13 protein-coding genes are annotated in these 13,881 nt (G+C 65.3%); all 13 read right to left on the bottom strand.

Annotated features, from left to right (window positions below; all coding sequences use genetic code 11):
* Nucleotides 1-29 precede the first annotated feature (29 nt).
* The 13 genes from ABIB24_RS05160 to ABIB24_RS05100 all read right to left on the bottom strand — a co-directional run bounded on the left by ABIB24_RS05160 (nt 30) and on the right by ABIB24_RS05100 (nt 13,879).
* Nucleotides 30-356: a PA3694 family proteiin gene (locus ABIB24_RS05160; RefSeq protein WP_003252219.1), complete on the bottom strand. Its 327-nt coding sequence runs from the start codon at nt 354-356 to the stop codon at nt 30-32.
* On the bottom strand, nt 353-1,276 hold the full coding sequence (locus tag ABIB24_RS05155; RefSeq protein ID WP_354316182.1) for an alpha/beta hydrolase: 924 nt from the start codon (nt 1,274-1,276) through the stop codon (nt 353-355). Before ABIB24_RS05155 ends, ABIB24_RS05160 begins: the two co-directional genes overlap by 4 nt.
* Nucleotides 1,248-2,525, bottom strand: coding sequence for a flavohemoglobin expression-modulating QEGLA motif protein (locus tag ABIB24_RS05150; RefSeq protein ID WP_354316181.1), 1,278 nt, complete (start codon nt 2,523-2,525; stop codon nt 1,248-1,250). Before ABIB24_RS05150 ends, ABIB24_RS05155 begins: the two co-directional genes overlap by 29 nt.
* A 131-nt stretch (nt 2,526-2,656) precedes the next feature.
* Nucleotides 2,657-3,205: a hypothetical protein gene (locus ABIB24_RS05145; RefSeq protein WP_003258915.1), complete on the bottom strand. Its 549-nt coding sequence runs from the start codon at nt 3,203-3,205 to the stop codon at nt 2,657-2,659.
* A 29-nt stretch (nt 3,206-3,234) separates the two neighbouring features.
* Nucleotides 3,235-3,939: a TetR/AcrR family transcriptional regulator gene (locus tag ABIB24_RS05140; protein ID WP_025337938.1), complete on the bottom strand. Its 705-nt coding sequence runs from the start codon at nt 3,937-3,939 to the stop codon at nt 3,235-3,237.
* A 205-nt stretch (nt 3,940-4,144) separates the two neighbouring features.
* Nucleotides 4,145-5,647, bottom strand: coding sequence for a lysine--tRNA ligase (lysS, locus tag ABIB24_RS05135; protein ID WP_013971217.1), 1,503 nt, complete (start codon nt 5,645-5,647; stop codon nt 4,145-4,147).
* A 93-nt stretch (nt 5,648-5,740) separates the two neighbouring features.
* Nucleotides 5,741-6,836 (bottom strand): peptide chain release factor 2 gene (gene prfB, locus ABIB24_RS05130; protein ID WP_354316180.1). Its coding sequence is split into 2 segments (ribosomal slippage): nt 5,741-6,763 and nt 6,765-6,836, totalling 1,095 coding nucleotides; the frame shifts between segments, so codons are not numbered across the junction.
* Nucleotides 6,837-7,073: 237 nt separating this feature from the next.
* Nucleotides 7,074-8,078 carry a Wsp signal transduction system regulator diguanylate cyclase WspR gene (gene wspR / locus ABIB24_RS05125; protein WP_085618259.1) on the bottom strand — a complete coding sequence of 335 codons (1,005 nt, stop codon included), beginning with the start codon at nt 8,076-8,078 and terminating at the stop codon, nt 7,074-7,076.
* A gap of 51 nt (nt 8,079-8,129) precedes the next feature.
* A complete protein-coding gene (wspF, locus tag ABIB24_RS05120; protein WP_075043960.1) occupies nt 8,130-9,143 on the bottom strand; it encodes a Wsp signal transduction system protein-glutamate methylesterase WspF in 1,014 nt (337 codons plus the stop codon).
* Complete coding sequence (locus tag ABIB24_RS05115; RefSeq protein WP_354316179.1) at nt 9,140-11,443, bottom strand: hybrid sensor histidine kinase/response regulator; 2,304 nt, start codon at nt 11,441-11,443, stop codon at nt 9,140-9,142. The genes wspF and ABIB24_RS05115 overlap by 4 nt, the downstream gene beginning before the upstream one ends.
* The gene (locus ABIB24_RS05110; protein WP_137163114.1) at nt 11,440-12,102 is read right to left on the bottom strand and encodes a chemotaxis protein CheW; all 663 of its coding nucleotides are present in this window, start codon (nt 12,100-12,102) and stop codon (nt 11,440-11,442) included. Before ABIB24_RS05110 ends, ABIB24_RS05115 begins: the two co-directional genes overlap by 4 nt.
* Nucleotides 12,099-13,376, bottom strand: a complete 1,278-nt coding sequence (locus ABIB24_RS05105; protein ID WP_274079226.1) for a CheR family methyltransferase — start codon at nt 13,374-13,376, stop codon at nt 12,099-12,101. The genes ABIB24_RS05110 and ABIB24_RS05105 overlap by 4 nt, the downstream gene beginning before the upstream one ends.
* Nucleotides 13,373-13,879, bottom strand: coding sequence for a chemotaxis protein CheW (locus tag ABIB24_RS05100; RefSeq protein WP_137163112.1), 507 nt, complete (start codon nt 13,877-13,879; stop codon nt 13,373-13,375). Before ABIB24_RS05100 ends, ABIB24_RS05105 begins: the two co-directional genes overlap by 4 nt.
* Nucleotides 13,880-13,881 lie beyond the last annotated feature (2 nt).

Below are 13,881 nucleotides of genomic sequence, written 5' to 3'. Positions count from 1 at the left end.
GGGCCAGCACAGGCAGCAGAGATAATGGTTCACTGCACCTGCTGCGGGGTTTCCTCGCCCATGCAACGCACCGCGCGCTTGCGGTTGTCCACCAGCACCCCGGTCAGGCCTTTCTGCTGGGTGTCGAACAGCACCAGCACGCCATCGACGCACTGGGCCACTTGTGGTGCCGGGTCCAGCGAGACCTTGTAGTCCTCGCCGGGGATGGTCTTGAGCATGGTGAAATCCTGCAGCAACAGGGCATCCTCGGGCTTGGCGAAATGCAGGTAACCGTAGTACCACAAGGCCCCCACCGTCACGATGATGCTGCCGACACCGGTCAGGATCAGCGGGATGGCGTTGCGTTCTTCACTCATTGCTTGTTCTTCTCGTCAGGGTAATTGGGCACTTCGGCCAGCCGCCGCAGGCCGTTGAAATGGCTGGGGTCGTCGAGGAAACGCAGCATCACCTGGCGCCAGGTCGGGTCGGCGAAGGTCTGCACGTGGCCACCACGGGTCAGTTGCAGCACCCGCGGCGCTGGCGCGTGCTGGTACAGGCGGATGCCGTTGTCCATCGGCACCAGGGTGTCGTCGATGCTGTGGAAGAACAGCTTGGGCGGGCTGCTCAGCTGCTCGATCGAGCGGATCGCGCTGTCACCGTCCGGCACCAGCCACGACAGCGGCACCTGCAGCGGCCAGGTCATCCACGAGGTGCTGAGGGCAAAGCGCCCGACCGCACGGTAACTGGCCGGCACACCGTCGAACACCAGGGCACTGAAACGCTGGCGCTGCTCCGGGTGGGCCGCCAGGTAGTGAATGGCCATGGCCCCGCCAAGGCTCTGCCCCAGCAGTACCAATGGCTTGCCCTTGACCTCGGGAGCCTGCTCCAGCCAGGCCATGGCCGCGGCGATGTCCTGGTACACCTCGGGCAGGCTCGGCTCGCCCTGGGACAGGCCATAGCCGCGGTAATCGATCATCAACACCTGGTAGCCCTGCTCCGGCAGCCAGTAGCTGCCGCCCAGGTGCCCAGGCAGGTTGCCGCCATTGCCATGCAGGTGCAGCACCGTGCCCTTGACCTCGACCCCGGCCTTGGCCGGCAACCACCAGCCGTGCAGGCGGATGCCATCAGCAGTGGTCAGGGTGACATCGCGGTACTCGAGCTTGGCCCGCTCGGGCGTGAACGGCTGGCCGCGCTCGGGATAGAACAGCAGGCTGCTGCAACCGCCCAGGCCCAGCAGGATCAAACCCAGGGCCAGCAGGCGGCAGCACTCAGAGAATGTTCGCGTAGTCGGCTTCAATGCGGTCCAGGCTCAGGTGGTTGAGGAAGTTGGAGAAGCACATCCAGGCCGACAGCGCATTGAGGTCGCGGAACTGCTCGGGCAGGTACTTGGGCGGCTCGACCAGGCCTTCCTCTACCAGCTGTCGCAGGGTACGCATGTCTTCCAGGGTGGTCTTGCCACAGAACAGCAACGGGATCTGTTCGAGCTTGCCCTTCTTCACGGCCAACTGAATGTAGTTGTAAACCATGATGAAGCCTTTGAGGTAGGACAAGTCCTTGGTAAATGGCAGGCCATTGGGCACCGACCCACGGAACACCCGGCTGGCGTTGCTGTAGCTCTGCGCCATCTCGAACCCCTGCTCGCGGAAGAAGTTGTAGATCTGCATGAAATCGGCACCCTCCTCGACCATGTGGATGGCGCGGGTGCGATTGGTGAGCTTGCGCAGGCGGCTGGGGTAGGAGGCGAAGGCGATCACCTCCATGAGGATGGCCAGGCCTTCCTGGGTCACCGTCGACGAGGGCGGGCCCTTGGCCAGGAAGGTACAGATCGGCTGGTTCAGGCCGTTGAGCGTGGTGCCAACATGCACCAGCCCTTCGTGCACCTCCAGGGCGCGCACGTCACGGGCGTTGAACATGGCGTCGGCACGCACCTTGATGTAGTCGGCCCCGGCCGCGGCATCGGCGACGATGCCGTCGGACTCGAACACACGGATGGTCTCCTCGGCCTCGCCGAACACCTTGTTCAGCCGGTGCTGGAGGATTTCCACGGCCTCCTTGGCCGTGAGGTTCTTCGGTTCGTCCTTGAGGTCGCCACGGCCATCGATGTTGTTCAGGTAGTCCGACAGCATCAGGCCGAGGTCGGCCAAGGTCGGATCACCAGCGTGGAAGGCATCCGAGGCAGCGCCGTACAGTTCCTGGGAGATCAGCCCGAAATCCTCGGTGCCGCGCGCTTCGAGCATGCGCACCACCATGCGGTATTCGCGGCACATGCGCTTCATGATCTGCCCGACCGGGTTGAACTGGCCGAGCTGGCGAATGATGTCGCGCTCGATGCCCTGGAACTCGGCCTTGACCGCGCTGGAGTCGAACGCCAGCGGGCGCGACTGGTAGTAGGCACGGTCGACGGCCGGCGGCTCATTGCCCTTGGCCTTGAGGAAGCCCTGGCGGATGTTGTCGTCCCACTTCACCGCGTCCAGCACCCGGATCGGGGTCTGGGCCGCGACGATGCGGTCGGACAGGGCACGGATGGTTTGCTGGTATTCGTCCACCGGGGGACTCCTTATTGGAACAAAGTGCCAAGCCTTGCATTGCCTGAACCGCCCTCTTCGCGGCTAAAGCCGCTCCTACAGGTACTGCAATCCCTGTGGGAGCGGCTTCAGCCGCGAAGAAGCCAGCGCGGTCATTTGCCGGAACGCTGGAACCGCGCCACTTCAACGAACAGGTCGGAGTTGGCCGGGTCGTCCAGGTACGCCAGCACCCGCGCCGACGGGCTGTCGATCAGCACGCCGTCGCCGTTGTCCTCCGGCACCTCGGTGCTGCGCCCGGTCAGCTCCTTCTTGTCCACCGCCTGCTGCACCTGCTCGACATCCAGGTTGTAGACCACCAGTTCCTTGCCATCGACGATATCGAAACCGCCGATCAGGAAGTTGCCACCCAGGCGCTTCGGCACGCCAGCCGACAGGTACCAGCGGTTGCCGTGGCGCGACACGGTGAACACGTATTCCTCGGGGGCCTTGCCCTTGGCCGTGGCCACTGCCTTGTAGGCATCGCCGCCGCTACGGCTGATCACCAGCTTCAGCGGCTCGCCCCAGGCGTCCTTGCTGCTCCACTTGCCCAGCAGGGCCTTGGGCGCCGCCTGGTTGCTCGGCAAGGGCTCGTGGAAGGTCACCAGACAACCGCCCAGCAGCAGGAATGACAAAGTCAACAACACCACACGCCAGGCTTTCATCAGGTTCTCCTTGAAAAGTCGGTCTCGGCTCAGGCCGATGCCAGCACCAGCTGCAGGTATCGGCTAAGCATAGCGAGCATCTGCCCATCGGCTTGCGCGTTCGCATCCTTGAGCAGGCCCTGATATTCCATCTGCTCGATAATCGCCGTCAACATTTGGGCGTCCTGTTCCGGTTGCTGCGAGCCCACCACCTGCAGCAATTGGCGGGTGCCATGCAGCAGGATCTGTTCATGGGCGCACACCAGTTGAGCCAGGCGCGGGCAAAGCAGCGCCTCCTGGCGGAAGGCCTGCTCGGCCATCAGGAAGTCGCGGCGGTTCAACAGTTGCCGCTGTACGTAGTCGGCTGTCATGCGCGCTACCTCGTCAGCCAGGCGTGCCCGCGCCTGCGGGCTGCCGTCACCCTCGGCCAGCAACTGGCGCAACACCACCTCGGTATTGGCCCACAGCTTGGCCATGTAGGCGGCGCTGCGTTCGACGTACTGGGCAAAGGTATCGGTGAGCAGGTCCTCGATATCCTTGAAGTAGTAGGTGGTGGCCGACAATGGCACACCGGCCTCGGCGGCGACGGCGCGATGGCGCACACCGCGTACGCCATCGCGCACGACAATGCGCATGGCGGCGTCGAGGATCAGTTGGCGACGCTGCTCGCTGCCCTGGCGGGCAGTCTTGCGGCCTTGGTATTGCACGCTTTCGGCGACGGCGGTGGCGATGCCGGCGGCGCCCTGGTGAGGCATTGCGGGTGTCACGGGGTGTACCTCATGGACAGTGTTTCGTCAGTGCCGGCCTCTTCGCGGCTAAAGCCGCTCCCACAGGGACCGCACCAGCCTGAGGGTAGTGGGGTCCCTGTGGGAGCGGCTTTAGCCGCGAAAGGGCCGGTACAGGCAATTCAAGTGTACGGGCAAGAAAAAGCCGCCTCGAAAGGCGGCTCATTCAATTCACTCAGGCCTGCGGACGCATGTGCGGGAACAGGATCACGTCGCGGATCGACGGCGAGTTGGTCAGCAGCATCACCAGGCGGTCGATGCCGATGCCTTCACCTGCAGTCGGCGGCATGCCGTACTCCAGGGCGCGAACGAAGTCGGCGTCGTAGTGCATGGCTTCGTCGTCACCAGCGTCCTTCTCGGCCACCTGGGCCAGGAAGCGCTCGGCCTGGTCTTCGGCATCGTTGAGCTCGGAGTAGGCGTTGGCGATCTCGCGGCCACCGATGAACAGCTCGAAACGGTCGGTAACAGCCGGGTTGTCGTCGTTGCGACGGGCCAGCGGCGACACTTCGAACGGGTACTCGGTAATGAAGTGCGGCTGCTCCAGCTTGTGCTCGACCAGCTCTTCGAAAATCATCACCTGCAGCTTGCCCAGGCCTTCGTGGCCCAGCACCTTGGCGCCGGCCTTTTTGGCGATGTCGCGGGCGCGGTCGACGTCCTGCAGGTCGGCAGCGGTCAGCTCCGGGTTGTACTTGAGGATCGAGTCGAATACCGACAGGCGGGCGAACGGCTCGCCGAAGTGGAACACCTTGTCGCCGTACGGCACGTCGGTAGTGCCCAGTACCAGCTGCGCCAGCTCGCGGAACAGTTCCTCGGTGAGGTCCATGTTGTCGCGGTAGTCGGCGTAGGCCTGGTAGAACTCGAGCATGGTGAATTCAGGGTTGTGACGAGTCGAAACGCCTTCGTTACGGAAGTTGCGGTTGATCTCGAACACCTTCTCGAAGCCACCAACCACCAGGCGCTTGAGGTACAGCTCCGGCGCGATACGCAGGAACATGGCCATGTCCAGGGCGTTGTGGTGGGTTTCGAACGGCTTGGCCGCAGCACCACCCGGGATGGTTTGCAGCATCGGCGTCTCGACTTCGAGGAAGTCGCGCTCGATGAGGAACTTGCGAATGTGCGAGATCACCTGCGAACGCACACGGAAGGTGTGGCGGGTTTCTTCATTGACCATCAGGTCGACGTAACGCTGGCGGTAGCGCTGCTCGGTGTCGGTCAGGCCGTGGTGCTTGTCGGGCAGCGGGCGCAGCGACTTGGTCAGCAGGCGCACGTTGGTCATTTCGACGTACAGGTCGCCCTTGCCGGAACGGGCCAGGGTGCCTTCGGCGCTGATGATGTCGCCCAGGTCCCAGGTCTTGACCGCGGCCAGGGTTTCTTCCGGCAGGGTCTTGCGGTTGACGTAGACCTGGATACGGCCAGTCATGTCCTGAATGACCATGAACGAGCCGCGGTTGAGCATGATGCGGCCGGCAACCTTGACCGGAATCGCTGCAGCTTCCAGTTCTTCCTTGGTCTTGTCCGCATACTGCTTCTGCAGGTCGTTGCAGTAGCTGTCGCGACGGAAGTCATTGGGGAAGGCATTGCCCTTCGCGCGCTCGGCGGCAAGCTTTTCCTTGCGCAGGGCGATCAGGGCGTTTTCTTCCTGTTGCAGGTCTTGCGCTTCGGTCTTGAGGTCGCTCATTTCGTCATTCTTTCCATCAGGTGTTCGGTGCCCCTTTCGGGCAGGGCACGCGATACCGGCCCCAGGCCAGGTACCGCGGCGGTTGTGTGCGGTTTACAGCCCCTGCTTGAGGCTCGCTTCCAGGTACTGGTCGAGGTCGCCGTCCAGCACCTTCTGGCAGTCGCTGCGCTCGACACCGGTACGCAGGTCCTTGATACGCGAGTCATCCAGCACGTAGGAGCGGATCTGGTGGCCCCAGCCGATGTCCGACTTGCTGTCTTCCAGCGCCTGCGAGGCGGCATTGCGCTTCTGCATTTCCAGCTCGTACAACTTGGCCCGCAGCATTTTCATGGCGGTGTCCTTGTTGGCGTGCTGGGAGCGTTCGTTCTGGCAGGCCACCACGGTGTTGGTCGGTACGTGGGTAATACGCACCGCCGAGTCGGTGGTGTTCACGTGCTGACCACCGGCACCGGAGGAACGGTAGGTGTCGATACGCAGGTCGGCCGGGTTGATCTCGATCTCGACCTTGTCGTCGATCTCGGGCGACACGAACACCGCCGAGAACGAGGTGTGGCGACGGGCACCGGAGTCGAACGGGCTCTTGCGCACCAGGCGGTGCACGCCGATCTCGGTGCGCAGCCAGCCGAAGGCGTACTCGCCCTTGATATGCACGGTGGCGCCCTTGATGCCGGCGACTTCACCTTCGGAAAGCTCGATGATGGTGGCATCGAAACCACGCTTGTCGGCCCAGCGCAGGTACATGCGCAGCAGGATGTTGGCCCAGTCCTGCGCCTCGGTACCACCGGAGCCGGCCTGGATGTCCAGGTAGGCGTTGTTCATGTCCATCTCGCCGCTGAACATGCGACGGAACTCGAGCTGGGCCAGTTTTTCTTCCAGGCCTTCCAGTTCGGTCACGACGTCGCCGACGGCGCCTTCGTCATTTTCCTCGACGGCCATGTCGAGCAGGTCCTGGCAGTCGGCCAGGCCGTCGGACAGCTTGTCCAGGGTCTCGACGACCTGTGCCAGCATGGCACGCTCGCGGCCCAGGGCCTGGGCGTACTCGGGCTTGTTCCAGACGTTGGGGTCTTCCAGCTCGCGGTTGACTTCGATCAGGCGGTCATGCTTGTGATCGTAGTCAAAGATACCCCCGAATGGACTGGGAACGCTCGGTGAGGTCCTTGATGGTGTTCAGGATCGGTTGGATTTCCATGGGCTGGCTACTCGCACGAATTCGGTGAAAAGCCTGCGAGTATAACCGAGTCCGCCGCAGGGCGGCAGACCCGCCGGGCGCCCGAATGGCCGCAATTACTCGTGTAGGAGCGGCCTTGTGTCGCGATGGGGCGCGCAGCGGCCCCTTGCAGTATCTGCTGCGAAGCTGAATTCCGGGGCCGCTGCGCGCCCCATCGCGACACAAGGCCGCTCCTACAAGGGTACGGTGCAGGCCCTGTCAGGCGATACCAACCTGGTTGCGCCCACCATTCTTGGCCTGGTACAGGCCTTTGTCCGCAGCCGAGATCAGTTGCCGGCTATGGCTGCCGATGGACGGAGTCTGGGTGGCCAGGCCAATGCTCACGGTCAGATACGAGTCGGGCACCGGCGCGGTGTGCGGGATGCCCAGGCCGAGCACGGTCTGGCGCAGCTTCTCGGCCACCAGCCGTGCCCCGCCCGGCGTGGTGTTGGGCAATACCAGGACGAATTCCTCGCCACCATAGCGCGCCGGCAGGTCGGTTGGCCGCGAGCACGAGCCGCGGATCGCCTCGGCCACCTGGCGCAAGGCCTCGTCACCGGCCAGGTGGCCAAAGCTGTCGTTGTAGGCCTTGAAGTAGTCCACGTCGATCATCAGCAGCGACAACTGCTGCTGCTCACGCATGGCCCGGCGCCACTCCAGTTCCAGGTACTCGTCGAAGTGGCGGCGGTTGGACAACCCGGTCAGGCCATCGGAGTTCATCAGCCGCTGCAGCATCAGGTTGGTATCGAGCAGTTGCTGCTGGCTGACGCGCAGGGCGCGGTAGGCCTCGTCGCGCTGCAACAGGGTCAGGTAGGAACGCGAGTGATAGCGGATGCGCGCCACCAGCTCGATGGTATCCGGCAGCTTGACCAGGTAATCGTTGGCCCCGGCAGCAAAGGCCGCGCTCTTGACCAGCGGGTCTTCCTTGGTCGACAGGACGATGATCGGGATATCCTGGGTCGCCGGGTTGTTGCGGTATTCACGCACCAGGGTCAGCCCGTCCAGGCCAGGCATGATCAGGTCCTGCAAAATCACCGTGGGCTTGATGCGCACGGCCTGGGCCACCGCCTGGTGCGGGTCGGCGCAGAAGTGGAAGTCGATGTTCTCTTCATGGGCCAGGCCACGCCGCACCGCCTCGCCGATCATGGCCTGGTCGTCGACCAGCAGCACCATCGCCGAGTTCTCGTTGGGGGTCGTGAAACCTTCGATCGGTAAATCATTCATACCTGTTCACCCGATCACTGCCGGCCTGGCGGCGTGATTCAATACACTTCGTCATTTTGCGAAAAATTCCATCAAGCGCCCGGCTATGCGTTCCAGCGGGCGGATTTCCACTGCGGCATCGATGGCCGCAGCGGCCTTGGGCATCCCGTACACCGCACTGCTGGCCTGGTCCTGGGCAATGGTCAGGAAGCCCTGCTGGCGCATCAGCTTCAGGCCCTGGGCACCATCGCGGCCCATGCCGGTAAGCAACACGCCCACCGCATCGCCGGTCCAATAGCGCGCCACACTCTCGAAGAACACATCGATCGAGGGCCGGTAAATTTCATTGACAGGTTCGGCAGTGTAGGCCAGTTGGCCGTTCTGTAGCAGGCGGATGTGGTGATTGGTGCCTGCCAGCAACACCTGCCCCGGCTGCGGCGGCTCGCCTTCCCGGGCCAGGCGCACCGGCAGCCCGGCAGCGCTGCTGAGCCATTCGGCCATGCCCGCGGCAAACACCTGGTCCACATGCTGGACCAGCACGATGGCCGCCGGAAACGCCGCCGGCAGACCCTGCAGCAACACTTCCAGCGCCGCAGGGCCACCTGCCGACGAGCCGATCGCCACCAGGCCGCGGCGCTGGGAAGCCTCGCGCAGCGGCGTGGCCACCGGGCGGGCGGCAGGCGCACGCTGCTGGCCGATCAGCCAGCCGATATTGAGGATTTTGCGCAGCAGTGGCGCCGCCGCTTCACGGGGATCGCCCGCGCCCAGCGCCGGCGTGTCTACCACGTCGAGGGCGCCGTAGCCCATGGCTTCGAACACCCGGTGCACGTTCTGCTTGCGGTCGACCGTGACGATGACGATGGCGCATGGGGTTTCGGCCATGATCCGCCGGGTGGCCTCGACGCCATCCATGACCGGCATGATCAGGTCCATGAGGATCAGGTCTGGCTGCTGCTCGGTGCAGCGCTGCACCGCCTCGGCGCCATTGCTGGCCACCCATACCACCTCATGCGCCGGCTCCAAGGCGACCGCCCGGCGCAGCGCCTCCACGGCCATGGGCATGTCGTTGACGATGGCGATCTTCATCCCTGAGCACCTCCGATCAGCTCAACTACAGCATCCAGCAACGCATCGTCATGGAAACTGGCCTTTGCCAAATAGTAGTCGGCGCCGGCATCCAGGCCACGCCGTCGGTCTTCCTCACGGTCCTTGTAGGACACCACCATCACCGGCAGCGATTGCAGGCGCTGGTCGCGGCGCACCAGGGTGACCAGCTCGATGCCGTCCATGCGCGGCATGTCGATGTCGGTGATCAGCAGGTCGAAGTCTTCGCCACGCAAGGCATTCCAGCCATCCATGCCATCCACCGCCACGGCCACGTCGTAGCCACGGTTGCCGAGCAGCTTGCGCTGCAGTTCACGCACGGTCAGCGAATCGTCGACCACCAGGATGCGCTGGCGCGCCACGCCACGGGCGCCGCTGCTGCCGCGTTCGATGCGTTCCAGGCTGCCGGTGCTGAGCAGCTTCTCCACAGAGCGCAGCAGGTCCTCGACATCGACGATCAGCACCACCGAGCCATCGTCGAGCAAGGCGCCGGAAGAAATGTCCTGCACCTTGCCCAGCCGTGGGTCGAGCGGCATCACCACCAGCACCCGCTCGCCCACCAGCCGCTCCACGGCCACGCCGTACAGTTGCTCGCGCTCGCGGATCACCACTACCCGCAGGCTGCTCTCCTGCGTTTGCCCGGCCGGGCGGTTGAGCAGTTGGCTGGCCGCCACCAGGCCGATGTGCCGGCCTTCGTGCCAGAAGTGCTGACGCCCCTCGATCTGCACGATCTCTTCGGCGCTCACTTCCAGCGTGCGTTCGATATGGGCGAGCGGGAAGGCATAGGCCTCGCCGCCCACCTCGACCACCAGGCTGCGCACCACCGACAGGGTCAGTGGCACCTGCAGGTGAAAACGGCAGCCCTGCCCGGCCAGCTGGGTCAGCTCGATAGAACCGCGCAGTTCACGGATCATGTGCTGCACCGCATCCAGGCCCACGCCGCGCCCGGACACCTCGGTGACCTTGTCGCGCAGGCTGAAACCGGGCAGGAACAGGAACGTCAGCAACTCTGCCTCGCTCATCCGCGCCACTGTGTCGGCGGGCGACAGTGCACGCCCGACAATGCTGCTGCGCAGGCGCTCGAGGTCGATGCCGGCACCGTCGTCGATCAGTTCCAGGCTTAGCATTCCGGCCTGGTGCGAGGCCCGCAGGCGGATCACCCCCTCCTCCGCCTTGCCCGCCAGCAGGCGCCGCTCGGGCAGCTCGATGCCGTGGTCGACCGCATTGCGCAACAGGTGGGTCAGCGGTGCTTCGAGCTTTTCCAGCACATCGCGGTCGACCTGGGTCTTTTCCCCTTCCACCAGCAGCCGCACCGGCTTGCCCAGCGAACGGCCAAGGTCGCGCACCATGCGGCTCTGGCCGGTCAGCACATCGGCAAACGGCCGCATCCGGCAGGCCAGCGCGGTGTCGTACAGCAGTTGTGCGCGCTGGCTGGCCTGCCAGCCGAACTCGTCCAGGTCGGCAGCCTGCTGCTGCAGGATCTGCTGGGTTTCCGCCAGCAGGCGCTGGGTCTGTGCCAGGGCTTCGAGCACCTCGCTGCTCTGGCCACTGTCCTCCAGTTGCATGCGCAGGCCATCAAGCGCCTGCATGCCCTGGCCGTGCATGCGCTTGAGGCGCTGCAGGGTGGTCAGGTAAGGCTTGAGCCGCTGGGTTTCCACCAGCGACTTGCTGGACAAGTCGAGCAGGCTGTTGAGGCGATCGGCGGTGACCCGCAGCACCCGCTCCGTACCTTCGCCGGTGCGCTTGCCGGTCTTGCGACGTGGGGCCTGCTCGGGCTCGGGCTCAGGCTCCAAGGGTTCGACAGGCAGCGGCAAAGGTTCCGCTTGCACGGTTTGCACCGGCGCCTCCGGCAGCGCTGGCACGGCTGGTGGCGCGGGGGGCACGGCTGCCGCCCCCGGGTCGAGCAGGTTGGCCATTTGCGCAAGGAACACCGGCAGGGTCGCCTGCGCCCCGGCATCGCCAGGCGTGGCGATGCGCATCAACAGGTCGGTGCCTTGCAACAGGGCATCGATATGCTCGGCACTCAGCCGCAGGCGGCCCTCCTGAGCGGCCACCAGGCAGTCCTCCATGACGTGGGCGACGCTGACGCCAGCGTCCACCCCGACAATCCGCGCCGCGCCCTTCAGCGAGTGGGCCGCGCGCATGCAAGCCTCGAGCTGGTCGGCCTGCGTGGGATTACGCTCCAGCGCCATCAGGCCGACGCTGAGCACCTGGGTCTGCGCCTCGGCCTCCAGGCTGAACAGTTCGAGCAACGATGCGTCGCGCATTTGCTCTGGGGTCATGACAGGCTCCGCTGCACGGCAGACAGTAAGTGTTGATCGTCCAGCACCCGCACGCTGCGGCCACGCCATTGCAGGACCGCTGCGGTGAAGTGGGAGGCGTCCTGGCCGCTGCCCAGCAACAGCGGGTCGAGCCGGTGAATGCCGTCGATTTCCTCGACCGCCATCACCACCGGCCCGCCATCCGCAGCCAGGATCAGCATGCGTGGCATCGCCCGGCCGCTACGTTGCTCGGCAGCGCTGGCCTGCACACCCAGCAGGTCGGCCAGTGACAGGCACGGCACCAGCGCACCGCGCACGTTGGCCACCCCCTGCAACACCCGCGAGCGCTGGTGCGGCAGCGAATGCACCGCCTGCAGCGGGGCAATTTCGGCCAGGCAGGCGGTGGCCAGCGCCAGCCACTCTTCGCCCAGGCGGAACAGCAGCATGGAGCGGCCGGTGTTTTCCTCGACCGGTGGCGCCGCGGCAGCCTGGTGGTCCTGCATCAGCGCGTAGCGGTCGAGCAGGCGTGTGGCCGCTGCGGCATATACCTCGCAGTTGCGGCAGTGAACGTGACGTTCCAGCAGCGGGCACTGCTTGTCGCCGTGCACGCCAATGCGGTTCCAGCAGTCGTCGATGTGCGCGTCATCCTCGGCGAGCAATTGCATCGCGGATTCCTTCATCGTTCAGACTCCCTGCCAACCCGTGCGGCGCGCTCCTGCAGGCGCCGGGCACCGGCAAGGTCGCCCTGGGCCGCCAGCAAGGCCGCCAGGTGCACCAGCGCCTCAGGGTGCTGCGGTTCCAGGTACAGGGCTTTGCGATAGTGGGTCAGTGCCTGCTGCGCATCGCCTTCGGTATCGCTGAGCAGCCCCAGCCAGTAGTAAACCTGCGCCGAAGGCGCGAACTGGCCCAGGTAGCGCTGGCATTCGGCACGGGCTTGCTCGCTGGCGCCGGCATTGGCAAGCCGGGCAATGCTGGCCAGCAACTCGCTTGCCTCCTCGCGCTTGTGCTCGCGCGCCGGCGCTGGCTTGACGGCCACGGGCAGCACTCGCAGTGGGCGCGGTGACGACGCTGCGCTCGGTAACGGATAGCCTGGCTTGGCCGGTGCTGGCGATGTGCGCCGCAAGGGCTGGACCGGGGGCGTAGCCAGCGCAGCGCCGCCACCCTCCTGGCGCACGTAGGCGAACGACTGGGCAATCCCCAGCGGGCGCATGCCCAATCGCGCCAGCAAGCTGCCTTCGGCCGGGCCGATGAACAGCACACCCTGTGGGTGCAACAAGCGCTTGAGCACTTCGAACACCCGTTGTTGGGTCGGCACGTCGAAATAGATCAGCAGGTTGCGACAGAACACGAAGTCGTACAGGCCATCGCGGCTGGCCAGCGCCGGATCGAGCACGTTGCCCACCTGCAGGCTGACTTGCTCGCGCACCCGCTCATGCAGGAGGTGGCCTTCTTCGAGGGCATCGAAGTAACGCTCGCGAAAGCCCAGGTCGCTGCCACGGAAGGCATTGCGCCCGTACACGGCCTGCCCGGCCTTGGCCACGGAACTGGGGCTGATGTCCATGCCGTCGATCATGAACGCCCCCGGCGCGATACCGGCATCGAGCAAGGCCATGGCCAGCGAATAGGGTTCCTCGCCTGTCGAGCAAGGCAGGCTGAGCAGGCGCAGCGGGCGCGCCCCGGCCAGCTCGGCCAGGCGCTTGTGCGCCAGGCTGGCCAAGGCGGTGAAGGACTCGGGGTAACGGAAGAACCAGGTTTCCGGGACGATGACCGCTTCGATCAGCGCCTGTTGCTCATCCATCGACTGCTGCAGGTGCAGCCAGTAATCATCCAGGTCCGCAGCGTTCACGGCCACGCAGCGCTGGCGCAGCGCACGCTCGACCATGGGCGCGCCCACCGACTCCACGTCCAGGCCGATGCGTTCGCGCAGGAAGCGGAAAAAATGCTGTTCGTTCATGTCGGCATCCCTGTCGGATCATCCGCGTACAGCAACTCGTGCACGGCATCGGGCAGCAGATCGTTGACTTCGATGCGCTGCAACAAGCCCTGCTCGTCCTGACGCACCGGCCCCAGGTACGGGGCTTCACCGCTGTCCACGCCATACGGCTGGAACTCCTCGGGGTGGCAACGCAGGGTTTCGGTGGCCTGTTCCAGGATCAGGCCAAGCTGCAGGCCGCCTCGGTAGTGCACCAGCACCAGGCGGGTACTGGTGCGCTGCGCCGCCGGCTGGCCGAAGCTCAATGCCGCCAGGTCGACCACCGGTACCAGCAGGCCCCGGTGTGCAAGGATGCCTGCGACCCAGGCAGGCGCCTTGGCGATCGGCTTGAGCGGCTGGCGCGGCAGCACCTCGATCACTTCGTGCACGCTCAGGGCAAAGCGTTGCTCCCGGATGCGAAACTGCAGGTACAACGCCCCCTTGGCGTTGACCGCCCGCGCGGCGCGCGGTTGCAAGTCGTTCATCG

Origin of the sequence: Pseudomonas sp. UYEF17, from assembly GCF_040546125.1 — a bacterium.
In the GTDB taxonomy this organism is placed as follows: Bacteria; Pseudomonadota; Gammaproteobacteria; order Pseudomonadales; family Pseudomonadaceae; genus Aquipseudomonas; species Aquipseudomonas putida_Z.
The sequence above is the reverse complement of the archived record's forward strand: the minus strand, read 5'-3'. Positions and strand labels throughout refer to the sequence as shown.